The organism is Glaciihabitans tibetensis (genome assembly GCF_003003265.1).
In the GTDB taxonomy this organism is placed as follows: domain Bacteria; phylum Actinomycetota; class Actinomycetes; order Actinomycetales; family Microbacteriaceae; genus Glaciihabitans; species Glaciihabitans tibetensis.
The window spans coordinates 739,627-756,942 of the sequence record NZ_PVTL01000001.1; the positions used below are offsets into that span (position 1 = coordinate 739,627).

A 17,316-nucleotide genomic window follows, 5' to 3' on the forward strand; every position below is an offset into this window, starting at 1 on the left:
GACGGAGATCTATACACGCACGTATTCGCTGTGCGCACGAGTTGACGGTACACAGGACTTAGCTGTGCGCACGAGATAGCCGTGCACACGAGTTAGCTTCGCGAGGTCGCTATAGGAGCAGGCTCCGCACCTGAGCAGCATCGAGTAGCCCGTTGTGCGCAACGATAAGCGAGATTTGTGCGGCGTCGAAGTACTTCTTCAGGTTGCGAGTGGCATTCTTCTGGTTCTTGGCCTGCGCTGTGGCGTACTCCCGCGCCTCCGTAAGCACGAACTCGATCGTGAGGCGGGTGAAGTCGTCCTCGGTGAGGTCTGCATCAACGTCCTGAGCGGCTTTTCCCTGCTGGCTGCCGCAGCGAAAGAAGATCGTCGCGCGCTGTGCAGCATTCGATCGCGTTGCTTCTGGCATGATCCAGATTGCGTTGGAGAGCACGAAGACCTGCTTTCACCTAAGGGGGCTCAAGCTTACGGTCACACCGGGCCCGGCCAGGCCCGGCCCCGTCACGAACGGAACGGAGCAGCCATACGGCTTGTGGCGCGCGGCTTGTGGCATGCGGCTTGCGCCGCGCGAATTGTGGCACGCGGAGTGCGACTGGAACCGCGCACGGAGTGCGGTGTGCAGTACCGAGCGGGCGGGGCGCGAGGCGCGAGGCGCGGCGCGCGAGACACGGCGCGCGAGACACGGCGCGCGAGACACGGCGCGCGAGACACGGCGCGCGAGACACGGCGCGCGAGACACGGCGCGCGAGACACGGCGCGCAGGCTACGCTCGGTAGCAGAGTTCCGGTCATGCCCAGCGGCGACCGGACGAGCGCTGGTTGAGACGGCGCGTAGGACCCCGGGCGCGAGTTCGGGGTCCTTTTCAATTGTCAGCGAGGATAGTTGCTGGGCGTGTAGCCCTCGCTTCTGTGTCAAGCGCACCTACAGTGGGGAAATGGCTTCCCTCGAATCTGGCAAAACTCCTCCGTCTGCACCCCCTCGCTCGTCAGAACGGTTGAACGTGTTGCTCACCGATCGGATCGGCTGGCTGGGACTGCGAAGTGGACAGATCCTGCTCACCATCGGGCTGGCAACAGCGCTGGTCTTTGCGATTGTGCAGCTCAAGCTCGTCATGATTCCGGTGATGATCGCATTGATCGTGGCAGCGGCGGCGGCACCAGTGATGCGGCTGCTCAAGCGACGGCTCTCCGCTCTCCTCGCAACCACGATCACGCTGCTCGGCGGAGTGGTCATCTTCGGCGGCATTATCACGCTGATCGTTTTCGCGGTGCAGGACCAGTACAAGGAGCTCGTTTCGTCCGCCACCGATGGGCTGGGCCAGTTCCAGGAGTTCCTCACCAACGGCCCGTTGCCGGTCGACCAGGCGATGATCGATGACGGATTCACTGCCATCGGCGACTTCGTCACCAGCAGCCAGTTCGGATCCGGAGCCATCGCCGGTGTCTCGGTCGCGGGTGAGCTCATCACCGGCGCTCTGCTCGCCATAGTCATCCTGTTCTTCTTCCTGAAGGACGGACCGGAGATCTGGGAGTTCTTCCTCAGCCCCTTGCGCGGCGAACGCCTCGATCGGGGCCGTCGCATCGGCGTCACCGCGGTGCGCGTGCTCGGCGGGTACGTGCGTGGCACGGCGACGATTGCATTTGTGGATGCCGCGGCGATCGGTATCGGCCTTCTCGTGTTGCAGGTTCCGCTCGCACTGCCGCTGGCCGTGCTGGTGTTCCTCGGCGCGTTCATCCCGATCGTCGGTGCTACGGCGACGGGTATCCTCGCCGCGCTGGTCGCACTCGTCGCGAACGGCTGGGTGGTCGCCCTGATCGTGCTCGCGATCGTTGTTCTGGTGAATCAGCTCGAGGGCAACTTCCTTCAGCCGACCGTCATGGCCAACTCGCTCAAGCTGCACCCGCTCGTTATCCTCGTCGCCTTGACCGCGGGGACCATCCTCGCGGGCATCGTCGGTGCGGTCCTGGCGGTGCCGATCGCCGCAGTTGCCTGGGCCATCGCAAAGGTATGGAACCCACCCGCTGGCGCTCAGCCTGTTGTGACCGGCGGGTCGGCGCCGCGCGGCGCCAAGGCGAAGCGGGGTCAGGCGCGCACGCAGCGGTAGCCAAGGCGAAACGGCTCGGGTCAGTGCCCGCCGCCGCCCCCGCCACCGCCGCCACCGCCCGCGGACCCGCCGCCCATTGAGCCGCCGGAGGAACTCGCCCCGGTGCTCGCCGCGTAGCTTGCCGCTGTGGCGGCCGACGTGCTGAAGGAATGCATCGACGCGCCAAAGAGCACCGGATTGAACCCGGACGAGCCGACGTACCAGTCTGGCGAGCTATTCTCGTATCTCACCGCAAGCTCGCTCGCCCACTCTCGCTCGATGCCCCATAAAACGGCGTAGGGAAGTAACTTCTCGTAGAGCTTCACGACCTGGTTCTCGTCGCCCGTATCGACCGGCAGTGCCGAATCGACCGGCACTGTCGAGCCAACGCGCGGTGCCGAATCGACGCGGGGTGCCGAATCGACGCGCGGTGCCGACTCGACGCGCAGTGCGCCCTCGGGGCTCTGGAGCATGCGGAATCGATCCGCCTCGGCCAGGGTGAGGTACATCTTGACGCCGAGAAGGTAATCGCGAAGAGTGGCGCCCGCCGTGGTCAGAACAGCCGGAATGTAGGCACATCCCGCGCCCACGATGACGCCGGCGATGGCCACGGGAAGCACGACTATGCCCGATATCGACGGCGCTGGGGACACGGCGAGGTTGAGAATGAAAAGAACCAGCGCCAGCGGAAACATCGCCACGAGCGCCCACAGCAGTGCCAACCCCGGAGCCGACCGCACGGTCCGACGCAATCCGAGCTTTAGCACGCGGGCCTTGGTGTCTGTGGCCACCTTCTGGAGCTTGGTCGCGAACTTGGCGCTCGGCTTTTTGAGGCTGCGAACCTTGCCCCGGCCTGCGTCCCGACCGAACAGCGCGGCCAGCAGGTCCGCTTCCTGCTCATCGGTTCCGGCGCTGTTGAGGTAGCGCAGGGAATACTCGTCTTTTCCGTTGTCAACGATCTGGAGGTTGCCACGCACCGCCAGCGCAACCATGGCCGCCGCCATGGCCTTCTCGGCACGGCCAACGACGTTGCCGGCCACGAGGAGATTGTCCTGCTCGGGCACGCTGTACTCGGGGATGATGGTGCCCCGGCCCGCGGCATCCCTCGGCGCCCGCAGCCGCACGACGACGGCAACCAGCGACAGAACGCCGATCAGGATCATCAGCACAATTGGCAGAGCTATCGCCCAGACCGCGGGCCGTGGCGGGTCGGGGATCACGAAGGTGCCCGCAGTGAACGCGATGGCCGCCGTGACGGTTTCGCCTGGGCCGAGGTCGCTGGCACCCGCGGTGAACACGGGCCCCGAGGCATCCGTCCCCCGCGTCACCTCGCACTGTGTCGTCGAACCGTCGGCGCCGACGTAACAGGATGCATCACCGGTGAGTGCGGTTTCGAGCTCTGGGTCGATGCGGAACCGGGCGCTCACCCGACCGAACGGCTGCGCGAAGCCGGTGCCGTTGGTGTCCCAGTACAGCTCGTCGACGCCGGTGTCCGCGAAGGAGCGCACGACATCGTGCTGGGTGTAGTCGATCACGTACGTCTGTTCTCCGTGCACGTACTCGTCGTCGCCGCCCAGAGTGAGTACAACGAAGTCGCCCTCATCGTCTTGTTCGTACGGAATGTCGTCGCCATTCTGGTCGACCACGGAGTCCACGCGGGTCTCCAGGGGCAGGCCGTTGTACTCGTCCGGTAACGCGCGGACTATGCCGCGGTTCTGGTCCGTTTCGGGAAACTCCGCGACGAGGGTTTCCACGGTGCGCATCACCGCGGAGCCATCGTCGTCGCGACTCAACCAATAGTCGGCGTCGTAGGAGGCGAAGGTGAAGTCCTCGACGTCCGCGTACGCCGGCGTCGCGAGCCCGACCGACGCCGCGGTGGCGAGCAGAGCGCCGGCCAGCAATGTACCCGCCAGAACTGTGCTCGCCTGAACTGTGCTCGCCAGAACAGTGCTCGCCAAAACAGTGCGCGCCAGACCCTTCTGCGCCAGAACAGGGCCAGCCGGACCAGGGCCGACCGACAGGGCTACTGCGACAGATTTTGTTCCGTTTCGCTTCACATCACCGAGCCTAGTGACCGTGCCCCTCTCGCTGGAGAGTGAGTCGCGGTCGGCGTTGAGGCAGCCCCAGCACAATCGCGACCAGAACGAGCACCATTCCCACGACCTGGAGTCCAGCGAGATTCTCGCCCGCGACGACCATGCCCAGAGCAACGCCGGTCAGCGGATTGAGCAACCCGATCAGCCCGACAGTTGCGGCGCTGAGGTGCCGCAACCCCGCGAACCACGCGGCAAAGGCGATCGCCGTCGCGACCACGGTGACGTAGCCGAATCCCACGAGGGCGGGAGGGTCGAGGACCGGCAGTCCTCCCTCGAAGAGCACCGCAAACGGCAAGACGACCAGCCCGCCCGCGATCAGCTGCCACGATGTCAGAGCGAGCACGCTCACGCCTGAATTCCACCTTTTGGTCAGGACGTAGCCGACAGACGACAACGCCATGGCGGCGAGAGACGCGAGCGCACCGGCGAGGTTGGCACCGGGAAGGTTGGCACCTGCCGCGCCCGTACCTGTCAGCAGGACGCAGCAAACCCCGGCGAACCCCGTCGCCGCTCCGATGGATGCCAGCACTCGCGGAGCCTCCCCGAGCAACGGCCAGGCGCACAGCATCATCATGGCTGCAGACAGCGCCATCAGGGTGGAGGCGATGCTCGAGGGCAGCAGCTGCGCCGCGACGTAGACGAGAACAAAAAACGCTCCGACGTTGAGCGCGCCGAGCACCGCGGACTTCCACCACCACGCCCCTCGCGGCCGCGTGCGCACGACGAGAAGGAGAAGCAGCCCGGCTGGCAGCGCGCGTAGCACCGCCCCGTACAACGGGTAGTCGGCGGGCAGGAAGTTGCGTGTCACAAAGTATGTTGAGCCCCATGCGACGGGCGCAATGGCCGTGACGGCGATCCACCGCAAATTAGCTTCCATGGAAGGTACTATACCTTCCGAGGAAGATATCTGGCGAGAGGGCACTATATTTGGAGCATGCCTGATCCCGCCGACCTGACCGATGGTGCCCCGACCACGTCTGTTGACCGAGTGGCGGCGATCCAGCAGGAGTGGCATCGGGAGCGTCCCGAACTGGACGTCTCTCCCCTCGGCGTGATCGGCCGGATTCACCGGCTGGCGTCAGCGCTCACGCCGCAGCTCACCGAGGTCTATGCACGTCACGGACTCAGCGAGGGCGATTTCGACGTACTGGCTGCGCTTCGACGCGCGGGCTCCCCCTTTGAACGGGCACCCGGCACGCTCGCTCGCTCCACCATGGTCACCACCGGCGGGATGACCAAACGTCTCGATCGCCTGGTCGCGGCGGGATTGATCACTCGGCGGGCGTCCACCGAAGACGGTCGCCGGAGGGTCGTTGCGTTAACAACAGAGGGCAAGAGCCTCATCGATCGGGCGTTTGACGACCATCTCGAAAACGAGCGCCGGCTGCTCTCGATGCTCGAGCCGCAGGATGTTGTGCAGCTTGAGCAACTGCTGGGCCGCTGGCTGTCACGGGTCGAAGGAACGTCGTGATCACGGTCCCTACGACAGCGAGTGCAGGCCGAACTTGCCGTCGGGGTCGAGAGTGCCGAGTAGTTTGGCCATAACCCGGTTGAGGTCGGCGACATCGCGCGGCTCAAGAGCGTCGATCACGGTCGCGCGCACGGTACTCACGTGCCCCGGCGCCGTCGCGACCACCTTGTTCCACCCGTCCTCGGTCAGAATCGCGTTGGTCGCGCGGCGATCCTCCGGGCACGGCAGGCGCTGAAGATAACCCCGTTGTTCGAGGCGGGATGCCACGTGGGACAGCCGCGGCAGCGTCGAGTTTGTCGCCGCAGCCAGACCCGTCATCCGCAGCGTTCGGTTCGGAGCCTCCGACAGCATCGCCAGGGTGAAGTACTCGAAGTGGGTCAGGTGAGCGTCACGCTGCAATTGACCGTCGAGCACGCCGGGCAGCAGCTCGACCACCGCTACGAACTTTGTCCACGCCGCTTGTTGCTCAGCGCTGAGCCACCGCACATCTTCCATACCCGCATTCTACCGTTGCTTGACGCTACAACTAAGGCGACTAGAAGCCGGCACCCGGTACGGACAGGAAGACGAGCTGGGCGCCGCCGAAAAAGAACAGCGCGGCCCCGGCCAAGGCGATCAGTGGCACCCAGAACGCCCGACGCCGTCGGCGCAGGCGCACAATCGTCACCACCGCGCCGGCAATAAGTACGGCCGGGGGCGCCAGCATCGCGATGAACCAGCCAAGGTTGAAGCCCTCGTAGTTGCAGCTGTTCACGGCGCAGGTGTCGTACGCGACGACAAGCAACACCGCGACGATGGCCATCGCTATGCCCGCCACGAGGTTCACTACGAGCAATGCGACGGAGAGTACAAGGTCGCCGCGCGCGATGGGTGCAGACGAATTGTGCTCTCGGATCTGCGCCCCCTCGGTCGGTGAGGTTTCAGCCTAGGGCAGAGCGTCCACCCTGTGAGCAGCGCCCGACGCGCGGCATTCAGCTCGCAGCTTCGAATTTGCACTAAATCCCAGCATTCCGGCGTACGCTCGCTTCATGACCGAGACCGGCACCAGCCTGACCGACATCCCCCTGACCACGATCGAGGGCGGCACCACCACCCTCGCCGAGTATGCCAACAAGGTGATCCTTGTGGTGAACGTGGCTTCGCGCTGCGGGCTGGCACCGCAGTACGAAAAGCTCGAGCAGCTGCAGAAGTTCTACGGCGAGCGGGGATTCACAGTGCTCGGGTTCCCCAGCAACCAGTTCTTGCAGGAGCTCGGATCCGAGGACAAGATCAAGGAGTACTGCTCCCTCACCTGGGGCGTCACCTTCCCGATGTTCGAAAAGGTGAAGGTCAACGGTAAGTCCGCGCATCCGCTCTACGCCGAACTGACCAAGACCCCCGACGCCGCAGGCAAGGCGGGGCGTGTCTCCTGGAACTTCGAGAAGTTCGTCATCACCCCCGAAGGAGACGTGCACCGGTTCCGCCCCACCACGCAGCCCGATGCGCCCGAGATCGTGTCGCTGATCGAGTCAGCGCTGCCCGCCTGACTGCTGCTCGCTGCCTGACTGCTCGCTGCTCGACCCGTCACTGCCTGACTCCGCGCTGCCGTGCCCGACCACGATCGTGGGACACTGCAGGTGTTGGACGACGTAGTGACTGACTGATCCGAGCAGGATCCGCTTCAGCCCGCGGAGGTGACGCGTGCCGACCACCACCAGCGCCGCGGTCGTCGCCGCCTCGCGCAGGGCGATCTCCGCCGCTCCCCCGACCAGCTGGGCGCGCACCCGCAGCTCTGGGTAGCGCTCAAAAATCGACGTTGTGGCCGCGGCGAGGATCCGTTCGCCCTGCTCCTCAACCGCCTCCACCAACCGTGGGTCGATCGTGTACTCCTCCGCGAGGGCCGTCGGCTCCTGCCAGGCATGGATGAGAATGAGTTCCTCCTGCCGCCGCACGGCCTCGGCAATCGCGACATCCACCGCCCTGAGCGACTCAGCGGAACCATCGACGCCGACGACGACGCCCGTTCGCCTGCGCGAGCCAGCGGTACCGGTATTAGGCGAATTCGTGGCAGGCGAATTGACAGCGGGCGGGATGATGGCAGGCGGGATGATGGCAACGGGGCCATTGGCCGCCGCCGCGATCTGTGCCGCAAGCGACGAACCGTGCCCGAACGGTGAGCGGTGCCTCTTAGCGGCCCCGACCGCCAGCACCCACCCGGGGTTTGCCTGGCCGATCAGCTCGTCAAGCGGGTCCCCGTGCACGACGGTCGTGGTGATGAAGCACTCGGGCGCAAGCTTCCCGAGCCGCGTGGCCTCCGCGGTCAACTCAAGCTGGGCCGCCTCTATCGCGGACTGGACTGCGGCGTAGTTCGACGAATGGTGGTGGTCGGCCACCACACGGACAAGCGCGATCGTGCCGTGCCGTCCGCGCTCACGCTCGACCGCCCAGGCGACCGCGTCCGCGGCAGCGTCGCCCCCGTCCCAGCCGACCACGGTTCTGTGGTGATTCGCGCTGTCGTGCTGTCTGGGGTTCACGCTGGGGTTCAGGCTGTCGTTCAGGCTGTGGTTCAGTCCGTCGTTCACACTGTCGTTCACGCTGTGCTCCTTCTCCTTCACGCTGTCCTTCACCCAGTGAGAACGTCTGCGAAACGGATTCACGAGTACGCGAGCGTCCTATAACGATTCTCCCCTCGCGGGCGTAAAATTCACTCAGGACATCGCTCTCACCATCGAGGGGTGACTCGCGGAACCGGCAGGGTCGAAAGTCCCTGTGCCGCGAACTTCTGGGGGCACATTGCTGTGACGGCGGGGCGCCAGCCACACAGAAGGGCTCCACATGACCCGCGTGTTTCTCGTCGACGATCATGAGATCGTCCGGCGTGGAATTGCCGACCTGATCAACGCCGAGGACGATCTCGAAATTGTCGGCGAGGCTGCCACGATGCGGCAGGCCCGGGGCCGCGTGGCCGCAACGCTTCCGGATGTCGCGGTGCTCGACGTGCGACTACCAGACGGCACCGGCATCGATCTCTGCCGGCAAATTCGGAGCGCGAACCCCTCGGTGCAATGCCTCATGCTCACCGCGTACAACGACGAAGACGCCAGCTACGCGGCGATCCTCGCGGGAGCAGCGGGCTACGTTCTTAAGGACATTCGCGGGCAGCGCCTGGTCGACAGCATCCGCAGGGTTGCGACAGGGAAGTCTCTGATCGATCGGCGCATGGCCGAGCGCGTCGTCGCCCAACTCTCCGCCCCGAGCGCGGTGACGCCGGAGTCGAATCTGACGCCCCGGGAAAGCCAGGTGCTTGAGCTCATCGCCCAGGGCATGACGAACAAACAAATCGGAGAACACCTGGAGCTCGCCGAGAAGACGGTCAAAAACTACGTCTCTGGTTTGCTCGGAAAACTTGGTTTGGTGCGCCGCACCCAGGCCGCGGTATTCGGCGCGAGGCTTGAGGCGGAACAGGAGGCGGCCCGATCGGAGGCGGCGCGGGCATCCGACATCGATCATCGACGATAGGCGAAGTCCGCCTACTCAGATGCGGCTGTTTTGAGCTGCACTGTTCTGAGATGCACTGTTCTGAGATGCACTGTCCTGAGGTGAGCTGTCCTGAGGTGGCGCCGCTTTGGCCGTGTCCTCGGTGTCCCGCGGGCCCTGGTCCAGGCGGAAGGGAGGGTATTCGTCGCGGAATAGCCCCACGTAGGCCGCGACGCGATAGCCCCAGCGATTGATCCCCATCAGCAGGTTGAACAGCGCAACGGGGTAACGGCTGCGGAACAGCAGGGAGACTCCGACGACCAGCACAAGGAGGCCCACAATCGAGATGCCGCCCACACGGATGAAAGATTCCGGAGACCACTCCGTGGCGGCCCAGTCCCCCCGAGTCCAGTCACCACGACCCCATCCTCCCGCTGGCCGCGCGAACACGATGCTCGATCCGGTGACCGCGCCAATGAGGAGCAGGTGCGGCAACGCCAGGAGCCAGGACTTCACGAAGATGAGACCGCGCGAGAGCCGTTGCGGGTACTCGATGGTGAAGTCCGCGGGGTAGGACGTCGCTGCGAGACTGAACGGCGGATACTTGTCGGTTCCGAGCGCCGAATACGCGTAGAAGCCCACACGCCAGCTCCACCGGAGCACGCCCACGTTGAAATTGAAAAGCGGCCTCGGGTACCGTCCGGTGAACAGGATCGCAAACCACGCCACGACCGAGGCAATCGCAAAGGCAAACCAGAGAAACACCAGCACCACGTAGTGGGGAATAGCAAGCAGCCATTTCACCAGCCACAGCCAGCTGGACGGTGTTCCGATGAGCTCGCCGGTGAGCCGCGCGGGATATCCGACGACATCGGATGGGGACGGGCCGGATGGCAGTCGCCTTCCGATACCGATCACACCCAGGATCAGCAAGGGCAGGCCGATCAGGCACAGCAACAAGCCCGCGATGAACAGACCCGCAGCCAGCGGCCAGAACCAGTCCGACCGAAACCCGGCCTGCAGGGCCACTTGCACCCCCGGCGTCGCATCCGCGTTCATCACCACGATCGCCCAGTCGCCGAACTCCGCCGGTCGCTCCAACTCGACCGAGCCTCTTCCTGTGTCGGACGCGATCCAGAAGTCTTGATTGCCGGGAAGGTCCGGCGTGATCTCGCCGGGATGGTCGCGCAGGCGAGTCACCTGCGGTGCAAGGCGCACTTCGGCAACCTCGGTATGGTGCACACCCGCGAGGTAGGCGTCCACATCGTCTTGGCGCGCCACGCCGATGAACAGTTCGGCTGAGGCCTGCCCCGTTGCGCTCAGTCGAATGGTGCCGATATCGAGCGGCATCTGCGGCACATCGCTGGCGACTGTCTGGTCGGGGGATGTCAGCGCGTACGAGTCAGCGGCAACGCCGACGGCCGGCGAGCTGACGAACCCGTCGTCATCCTGCTGCGCGAGGATCGCGACGATGCTGGCGCCCCCGATCAACGGGCCAATGCCGAGCACGACGAACAGCAGCCCGAGGATGAGCATCGCGATCGACCCGCCCGACGACGAGGCGTGAGGGACGCCGGGCGGCACGCCGTGGGGGTTCGATGCGGAAGTGGGGTTCGATTCGGGAGTGGGGTTGGGCGCTGCCTGTGTCATGTCAACCTCCGGGTGATGCGTGATCGGACTGGATCACATCTCACTTGATAACAACGCTGCGGCATCACCCGGGTTAGGGCCGAAGGTCCCGGCGGCGAGCGTCATCAGTGGGGCATCCAACCGATTCGCCGCTGTCGTCTTCCGCCTTGTCAGACGCCGAAGCACTACACGGCAAATGGGGCGCATGACCGATCCCGCTCGTCGGGACAAGGCCCTCGCTACTGCTGGCCGTTGACGAAGGCGGCGTAATTCGGATTGATCGAGGCCGTCAGCGCCACCCAAGGGCAGGTGCGACGTACTTCACAACCGACTCGAGCAGGCGCGCGTTGTAATCGACACCGAGTTGGTTCGGGATCGTGAGCAGCAGCGTGTCGGCCTCGCGCACCGCGGCGTCCTGAGAGAGCTCTTCGATGAGGCGGTCCGGCTCGCCAATGTAGCTTCGTCCGAAGCGGGCTAAGGAACCGTCGATCCGCCCGACCTGGTCACCCGACTCTGCCTGCCCGCGCAGACCGAAGTAGTGCCGATCCTGGGCGCTGACGAGTGGAAAGATGCTGCGGCTGACCGACACCCGAGGGGTGTGTGTCCAGCCAGCGTCGAGCCAGGCTGCACGGAAGATTGCGATCTGTTCGGCCTGAAGCTCGTCGAACGGAACCCCGGTGTCTTCTGTGAGCAGGGTGGAACTCATCAGGTTCATGCCCTGTTCACCGGCCCACTTCGCCGTCGCGCGGGTGCCGGATCCCCACCAGACCCGTTCGCTCAGACCGGGCGCTTGCGGCTCTATCGCGAGCAACCCACGCGCCGCCGTCATCGCTGGGTTCGCCGGGGCAACACCTTCGCCGGCGATAGCGGAGCGAAACTCCGCGGTGCGGCGGCGGGCATCATCCGCATCGCTCATCCCAGCTTTTGGACGGTAGCCGAAAGCCTCGTACCCGCGGAGGGAGGTCTCGGGTGAGCCGCGGCTGACCCCAAGCTGCAGCCGCCCGCCACTTATCAGGTCGGTCATGGCGGCCTCTTCTGCCATGTAGAGGGGGTTTTCGTACCGCATGTCGATGACGCCCGTGCCCAGCTCGATGCGGCTCGTGCGGGCAGCCATCGCGGCCAGCAGGGGAAACGGTGAGGCCTGCTGCGGAGCGAAGTGGTGAACTCGAACGTATGCTCCGTCGATGCCGAGTTCCTCAGCAGCCACGGCCAGGTCGATCGTCTGCAGCAGGGCGTCGCGCGCACTGCGGACCAGCGAACCTTCAACGGCCTGATAGTGGCCGAAGGACAAAAATCCGATGTTCTTCATACGGGGTGCAGCGCCGGTGGCACCGATCAGATGCCGGGCGCGTCTTCGGCGGGGCGGAACCACGGCGGGTATACGGCGACCTTCGGCCGGTGCGAACCCTCCTGCAGGATCGCTTTGACCGCATCCCGCGCGCGGTCATTGGCAACACCGACGAGCGTGATGCGCTCAAAGGGGAACTCGTCGGCGACGAGCAATTCGGCGTCGAGGATCACTTCGGAGAGCTGGTCTGCACGGAGTTTGCGCAACTGACGCTCCGCGGCCTCCCGTGTGGAGCCGAAACGGGTCAGCGGACTCGCTGCGTCTCCGTCGGTTACGGCGAGCTGCTCAGCCGTTGCGGACTCGGCGGCGGCCCCCTCGAACGCGTGCTTGACGGTGCTGACGAGGATTACAAAGTCGGCGGGGACGACGCCACGAGCCGCAACCGAAAGGCGGTCATCGGCGACGCTGCCCAGAATTCCTTCCCAGACGCTCGACTTCGGCGCCAGAGAAAACGGCACGTAGTGGGCGACGCTGCGACCCCCAGCGACTGCCAGCAGCGCGGCACGGCGGGCCAGACGCGTCTGCTCCGACGAGATGTCGACCGTGGGGCGGGAGTTCCAGCTGTCGTTTGCGTCGGCAAAAAGGCGCCCGGCGCTGAGGATGTCGGGAAGGTTGCTCACGTGGGTCAGGTGATAGATGCGTTGTCCGCCAACATCCTCCGGGGGCAGGCCCGCCGAACGCGAGGCTGACCGTCGAGGAGCAGCCCGTGGGGTGGAACTCAACGATGCTCCGCTCGCCTGGCGTGCACGCGGCGCTCCGGCGGCTTTCGCGACCGGTTCAACCACTACTCGAGCCTTTGGCGTACACAGGTCGCAACGCGCCTTGTCCAGTCCGTGAATGCATTCCTCGCTCAAGACAAAACCTTTCAGTGGGTGGCACGTTCCATCGTCGAAGCCCCGCTATCGAACGCCACTACTCCACGTTACGGCGCTTTTGGTGCCCGCGGTTACAGACGGACCGTTCTACCACCGCCTCTTCGGCGGTGTCTTACCCTCCGATAGCCTGACAACATGACCGCCGAGTACCGAGACATGCCCATCGACGCCGAATCCGAACAGCGCCTCGCCGCCCAAAACCTCTCCTTTGGACTGGTCGATACCACGGACACCGAGACGTTCTCCGCTTGGTTACGCGCCGAATCGCGAGGCTTCCACGAAGCGAACCCCACGGCGGAGCTGCTCGATGTTTCGCTGAAGGGCGTAGCCGACCGACGCACCACGGGTGTCTGGGATCCGTCCGCAGCGGAACCCCTCTCCCCCGTCTCGACAGTCAGTTCGTGGCCGACCGCGCTCACCGTTCCCGGAACACGCACCGTGCCGGCCTGGGCAATCAGCGCCGTGACTGTGTCCCCGACACACCGTCGGCGGGGTATTGCGCGCGCGATGCTCGAATCCGAGTTGCGCACTGCCGCCCGGTTTGGCTCCGCTGTGGCGGTGCTCACCGTGTCAGAGGCGACCATCTATTCTCGCTACGGCTTCGCGCCTGCTGCGATGATGGCCAACTGGCAGATCAACCCGCGCCGTCTTCACTGGACTGGCCCAGACTCAACCGGCCGTGTGCACTTCGTCTCGCTCGAGCAATTGCGCGACGAAGGGCTCGCTCTGGTCGAACGTGTGCGTCTGGACACTCCCGGACAGATTGAGTTCTCCGGACACCTGTGGGAGCGCCTGCTCGGCTTCGGTAGCGATTCGTCGGGGCAGGCCAAGAACTTGCGGGCGGTGCGGTATGACGACGCGGAGGGTGTTTCGCAGGGTTTCGCCGTCTACCGGGTGACGGGAACCGACGGGAGCTTCGACACGAACGTGCTCGAGGTTGACTATCTGGTTGCCGCGACCGACGATGCCTACGCAGCACTCTGGCGGTTCCTCATCGAGATGGACCTCGTCAGCGAGGTCCGGGCGCCGCTGCGGTCGGTCCGGGAGGCGTTTGCCTGGCAGGTCTCCGACTTCCGCGCGGTTCGCAAGACGCTGGAGCGGGACCACCTGTGGACGCGCATCCTCGATCTGCCCGTCGCTCTGGAATCCCGCGCGTACAGCGGTCAAGGACGCATTGTGCTCGATGTCTCGGACCCACTGGGATTTGCGCAGGGGCGATTTTTGCTCGACGTCGATGCGGTCGGTGCGGGAAAAGTGACGCCGTGGGACGCGGTGACGCCTGACGGAGTCGCCGACGTGTCTTTGTCCATTAACGAAGTGAACGCCCTCTACCTCGGCGGGGTATCGGGCGTCACGCTAGCCAGGGCGGGACGCGTCACGGAGAACCGTGACGGGTCCGCGGTCGTGCTGGATTCTTTGTTCCAGTCGGCCGTCTCGCCCTGGCTAAGCATTTGGTTCTAGGCGAACCTGTGCTGTGTTCTGGTTAGCCGTTGTACGTCCAGGCCTTCACCCAGTCGATCAGGATGTGACCTGAGGCGTCTGCCGGCACGGCCTGGCCGTCGAGGTTGGTCTCGGCCTGCAGAGTCCAGCGCATCGGAGCGTCCGGGACACCTTCGGGCACAGTGGTCGTGCCCACGAGTACGTCGTCCCAGAAGAACTTGACGAGTCCAGGCGTCCACTCGGTGGTGGCGGTGTGCCAGTCGGTTGCATCCGTCGCCGAGTAGGTGCGCACCGGCGGGTCGAAGGTCATTCGGCCATCGCTGTAGGTGCCCTTCTGAGCGGAGGCAGGAGACATCACACCGGCGAGGTTGCCCTCGGGCCAGTCGATCTCACCGTCGTTCCAGTCGTCAGAAGTCGGCCAGAGCAGGAAGGCGATCTTGTAGCCGTCGATGTTGTCCGACTTGAAGCGGAGCGAGTAACGACCATAGGTCTGGCCGTTGTAGCCGTCGGGCATCGGAGCGGCGACCTGCGGCACACCGTTCTCGGAGTGCAGGTAGAAGTCGAGCGCGGAGTCATGAACCGACAGCACCTTGTCCGGCGCATAGGTTCCTACGTCGGCGGTGTCGCCAAAGCCGGAGTAGCCAGCCCACTCTTCGCCGTACACGCTGCTGAACTGCCCGAGGGCCGCGTCACGGGAGAAGTCCTCGGCGTAGTTGGCGGTCCAACCCTCGATGTCCTCGGCCGTTTCGCCGCCGGTGGACGCGGGCGTCTCGGCTACGGGAGCCTCGGCTACGGGAGCCTCGGCTACGGGTGCCTCGGCGGGAGTCTCAGCCGCGGGAGCCTCGACGGGTGCCTCAACAAGGGGCGACTCAACAACGGGTGCCTCAACTACGGGCTCCTCGATGGGTGCCTCAACAACGGGCGTCTCAACAACGGGTGCCTCAACTGCAGGCTCCTCGATGGGTGCCTCAACTGCAGGCTCCTCAACAACGGGTGCCTCAACTGCAGGCTCCTCAGTGGGTGCCTCAACTGCGGGCTCCTCAATTGCGGGCTCTGCGGGTGCCACTGTGGGCGCGCCGTTGTCGGCGCCCGTCACGGACACCGAGTCGATGAGGAACGCATCTCCTGCAACGCCGTCTGATTCCTGGATCGCATAGACCTCAAGCGTATTGCCCGAGGCCTTCGCCTTGGTGGAAACTTCAACCTTCGTGAAACCGTCCGCGGAAAGCTCGACGGATTCGGTACTCCAGTTGACGACGGTGCCGTCAGGGGCGCCTTCGCGCAGGACCAGGGTGACGTTCTTGCCAGCGGCGCTGTCAGAACCGGCGGCGACCTGAGCGGAAGCGCGGTAGCGCGAACCCTCGACGGTCGACTTCACGGTGGCGTCGGCGTCATCGATTGAGTACGCGACACCCCCGAGGTTGCTCACCTTGGCAACGAATGCGCCGTCGGGAGCATTCTCTGCCTGGACACGCTCGATGCTCGACTCCCAGCCGACCCATCCGCTCGTGTCCGTTTCGATCGACGGGTTTACCGTCAAGTTGTCTCCAGAGCCCGAGGCAAGTGCCGAACTCGGAACGAGCATTCCGCCGACCGCTACGGCGGCCACGGTGCTGAGTGCAACGACAGTGCGCTGCTTCTTATACCAAATAGTCATTAGTTCTTCAACCCCCCAAATTGGTTACGTGACGAAGCTACACGGGTCGCTCAGCATTGAAAACTCCAAAAAAAGCTTTCTCAGCCCGTTCCCGGATTCACTTTCGTGGCCCGTTTTAGGGGTTGACACACTCCCGAACGCGCGCGGCTTTTCGGGCCTTGCCGCTCACCAGCGGTTTCTCGATTGAGCCGATTTTCTCTCACCTGGCCCAATTCCCCCTGGGTGCTCGGAGCCGAGCGGAACTCACCCAAAAAAAATTGGAAATTTACCCCCGCTCCCAGTGACCGCCCAGCAAACGGACAGCGTGGGGCCTGCGAATACGCCTAGGGCGACGGCCGCTGTGGGCGCTGGTGCTGTCGCTGCCGTGATGGCGCGGTCAGCTGGCCGATCAGTTCCCAGCGGTACCGGGCGTGTACGTCCATGCGCGAACCCAGTCGATGAGAATGTGCCCGGCCGTGTCGTCGGAGATGAGCTGCTCCTCGAGGTTCGTCTCGGCCTGAAGGGTCCACCGCATCGGCAGGGTCGGAACCAGAGCGGCAACGGCTGTCTCGCCTACCAGCTCGCCATCCCAGAACCACTTGACGGAACCCGGGGTCCACTCCGTTGTTGCAACGTGCCATTCGGTGGCATCAGTCGGCGAATACACCCGGTGGGCGGTGTCGAAACTCATCTCCCCGTTCCGCAGGGTGCCCACCTGCGCGGACGCCGGCGACATCGGCCCGGCGAGCTCGCCCTCGGGCCAGTCGATCTCTCCGTCATTCCACGAATCGGACTCCGGCCACTGCATAAAGGCGATTTTGTAGCCGGGGATGTTGTCGGCCTTGAACCTGAGGGAGAAGCGACCGTAGGTCTGGCCGTCGTATCCGTTGGGAAGAGGAGCCGCGACAAGATGCTGGCCGTCGACCGTGTGGAGGTAAAAGTCGAGCATGGAGTCGTGCGCGGACAACACCTGGTCCGGCGCGTACATCCCCCTGCCCGATGTGTCTGCGATGCCGTTGTACCCGTTCCAAGCGGTGCCGTAGATCGCGCCGAAACTGCCCACCGGGGCATCCCGCTCAAAGTCTTCAAAGTAGCTCGGAGTCCAGCCGTCGAAGTCCCCGGTCTTCTCCCTCTCGTGTACGTCTACGCTCTCCTGATCCGGGGGCGTGAGCACCACAATGAGAATCACGATCGCGACGAGGACGAGGCCGAGCGCACTGAGGAGATGCGTTCGCGGGTGCGCCGTGCGTCCCCTCGGGCGGCGAACCGGACGGCTGGGCGCCAC

16 protein-coding genes are annotated in these 17,316 nt (G+C 64.9%); 5 read left to right on the forward strand and 11 right to left on the reverse strand.

The features are described from left to right. Positions 1-109: 109 nt before the first annotated feature. Positions 110-430, reverse strand: coding sequence for a hypothetical protein (locus B0I08_RS03515; RefSeq protein ID WP_106209787.1), 321 nt, complete (start codon positions 428-430; stop codon positions 110-112). A gap of 501 nt (positions 431-931) precedes the next feature. Between B0I08_RS03515 and B0I08_RS03520 the strand changes: the two genes are divergently transcribed. Beyond that, on the forward strand, positions 932-2,101 hold the full coding sequence (locus B0I08_RS03520; RefSeq protein WP_106209788.1) for an AI-2E family transporter: 1,170 nt from the start codon (positions 932-934) through the stop codon (positions 2,099-2,101). Between the two features lie 20 nt (positions 2,102-2,121). Here the strand turns inward: B0I08_RS03520 and B0I08_RS03525 are convergent, their stop codons facing one another. Continuing rightward, complete coding sequence (locus B0I08_RS03525) at positions 2,122-4,137, reverse strand: DUF2207 domain-containing protein (protein WP_181243163.1); 2,016 nt, start codon at positions 4,135-4,137, stop codon at positions 2,122-2,124. Positions 4,138-4,147: 10 nt separating this feature from the next. Further along, complete coding sequence (locus B0I08_RS03530; RefSeq protein WP_106209792.1) at positions 4,148-5,053, reverse strand: DMT family transporter; 906 nt, start codon at positions 5,051-5,053, stop codon at positions 4,148-4,150. A 57-nt stretch (positions 5,054-5,110) separates the two neighbouring features. Here B0I08_RS03530 and B0I08_RS03535 point away from each other — a divergent pair, with 57 nt between their 5' ends. Beyond that, on the forward strand, positions 5,111-5,647 hold the full coding sequence (locus tag B0I08_RS03535; protein ID WP_106209794.1) for a MarR family winged helix-turn-helix transcriptional regulator: 537 nt from the start codon (positions 5,111-5,113) through the stop codon (positions 5,645-5,647). A 9-nt stretch (positions 5,648-5,656) separates the two neighbouring features. Here B0I08_RS03535 and B0I08_RS03540 read toward each other — a convergent pair whose 3' ends face one another. After that, positions 5,657-6,142, reverse strand: coding sequence for a MarR family winged helix-turn-helix transcriptional regulator (locus B0I08_RS03540; protein WP_106209796.1), 486 nt, complete (start codon positions 6,140-6,142; stop codon positions 5,657-5,659). Between the two features lie 40 nt (positions 6,143-6,182). Next, entirely contained in the window at positions 6,183-6,482 is a 300-nt protein-coding gene (locus B0I08_RS03545; protein WP_146134304.1) for a hypothetical protein, read from the reverse strand. Positions 6,483-6,675: 193 nt separating this feature from the next. Between B0I08_RS03545 and B0I08_RS03550 the strand changes: the two genes are divergently transcribed. Next, on the forward strand, positions 6,676-7,173 hold the full coding sequence (locus B0I08_RS03550; RefSeq protein WP_106209800.1) for a glutathione peroxidase: 498 nt from the start codon (positions 6,676-6,678) through the stop codon (positions 7,171-7,173). Here the strand turns inward: B0I08_RS03550 and B0I08_RS03555 are convergent. Continuing rightward, complete coding sequence (locus tag B0I08_RS03555) at positions 7,156-8,220, reverse strand: universal stress protein (protein WP_181243165.1); 1,065 nt, start codon at positions 8,218-8,220, stop codon at positions 7,156-7,158. The two genes, B0I08_RS03550 and B0I08_RS03555, sit on opposite strands and share 18 nt — an antisense overlap. A 241-nt stretch (positions 8,221-8,461) precedes the next feature. On the opposite strand from B0I08_RS03555, the gene B0I08_RS03560 reads away from it, so the two are divergent. Then, positions 8,462-9,145 (forward strand): response regulator, encoded by a 684-nt coding sequence (locus B0I08_RS03560; RefSeq protein WP_106209804.1) that lies wholly within the window; start codon positions 8,462-8,464, stop codon positions 9,143-9,145. Positions 9,146-9,160: 15 nt separating this feature from the next. Here B0I08_RS03560 and B0I08_RS03565 read toward each other — a convergent pair whose 3' ends face one another. From B0I08_RS03565 to B0I08_RS03575, 3 genes are all read right to left on the reverse strand, one after another. Further along, entirely contained in the window at positions 9,161-10,753 is a 1,593-nt protein-coding gene (locus B0I08_RS03565; protein WP_245884474.1) for a DUF4389 domain-containing protein, read from the reverse strand. 268 nt (positions 10,754-11,021) lie between these two features. Continuing rightward, positions 11,022-12,041, reverse strand: coding sequence for an LLM class flavin-dependent oxidoreductase (locus tag B0I08_RS03570; protein ID WP_106209805.1), 1,020 nt, complete (start codon positions 12,039-12,041; stop codon positions 11,022-11,024). A 26-nt stretch (positions 12,042-12,067) separates the two neighbouring features. Then, a complete protein-coding gene (locus B0I08_RS03575) occupies positions 12,068-12,865 on the reverse strand; it encodes a DarT ssDNA thymidine ADP-ribosyltransferase family protein (RefSeq protein ID WP_181243167.1) in 798 nt (265 codons plus the stop codon). Between the two features lie 225 nt (positions 12,866-13,090). Here B0I08_RS03575 and B0I08_RS03580 point away from each other — a divergent pair, with 225 nt between their 5' ends. After that, positions 13,091-14,416 (forward strand): GNAT family N-acetyltransferase, encoded by a 1,326-nt coding sequence (locus B0I08_RS03580; RefSeq protein ID WP_106209808.1) that lies wholly within the window; start codon positions 13,091-13,093, stop codon positions 14,414-14,416. A gap of 22 nt (positions 14,417-14,438) precedes the next feature. Here the strand turns inward: B0I08_RS03580 and B0I08_RS17695 are convergent, their stop codons facing one another. Both B0I08_RS17695 and B0I08_RS03595 read right to left on the reverse strand, forming a co-directional pair. Next, a complete protein-coding gene (locus B0I08_RS17695) occupies positions 14,439-16,052 on the reverse strand; it encodes a glycoside hydrolase family 16 protein (protein ID WP_181243168.1) in 1,614 nt (537 codons plus the stop codon). A 388-nt stretch (positions 16,053-16,440) separates the two neighbouring features. Continuing rightward, positions 16,441-17,316: a glycoside hydrolase family 16 protein gene (locus tag B0I08_RS03595; protein WP_106209811.1), complete on the reverse strand. Its 876-nt coding sequence runs from the start codon at positions 17,314-17,316 to the stop codon at positions 16,441-16,443.

What these genes read in the sequence shown, in the direction of transcription:
- B0I08_RS03530 (WP_106209792.1), bottom strand. Translation starts at nt 5,053, where the DNA reads ATGGAAGCTAATTTGCGGTGGATCGCCGTCACGGCCATTGCGCCCGTC.
- B0I08_RS03535 (WP_106209794.1), top strand. Translation starts at nt 5,111, where the DNA reads ATGCCTGATCCCGCCGACCTGACCGATGGTGCCCCGACCACGTCTGTT.
- B0I08_RS03570 (WP_106209805.1), bottom strand. Translation starts at nt 12,041, where the DNA reads ATGAAGAACATCGGATTTTTGTCCTTCGGCCACTATCAGGCCGTTGAA.
- B0I08_RS03560 (WP_106209804.1), top strand. Translation starts at nt 8,462, where the DNA reads ATGACCCGCGTGTTTCTCGTCGACGATCATGAGATCGTCCGGCGTGGA.
- B0I08_RS17695 (WP_181243168.1), bottom strand. Translation starts at nt 16,052, where the DNA reads ATGACTATTTGGTATAAGAAGCAGCGCACTGTCGTTGCACTCAGCACC.
- B0I08_RS03565 (WP_245884474.1), bottom strand. Translation starts at nt 10,753, where the DNA reads ATGACACAGGCAGCGCCCAACCCCACTCCCGAATCGAACCCCACTTCC.
- B0I08_RS03580 (WP_106209808.1), top strand. Translation starts at nt 13,091, where the DNA reads ATGACCGCCGAGTACCGAGACATGCCCATCGACGCCGAATCCGAACAG.
- B0I08_RS03540 (WP_106209796.1), bottom strand. Translation starts at nt 6,142, where the DNA reads ATGGAAGATGTGCGGTGGCTCAGCGCTGAGCAACAAGCGGCGTGGACA.
- B0I08_RS03520 (WP_106209788.1), top strand. Translation starts at nt 932, where the DNA reads ATGGCTTCCCTCGAATCTGGCAAAACTCCTCCGTCTGCACCCCCTCGC.
- B0I08_RS03550 (WP_106209800.1), top strand. Translation starts at nt 6,676, where the DNA reads ATGACCGAGACCGGCACCAGCCTGACCGACATCCCCCTGACCACGATC.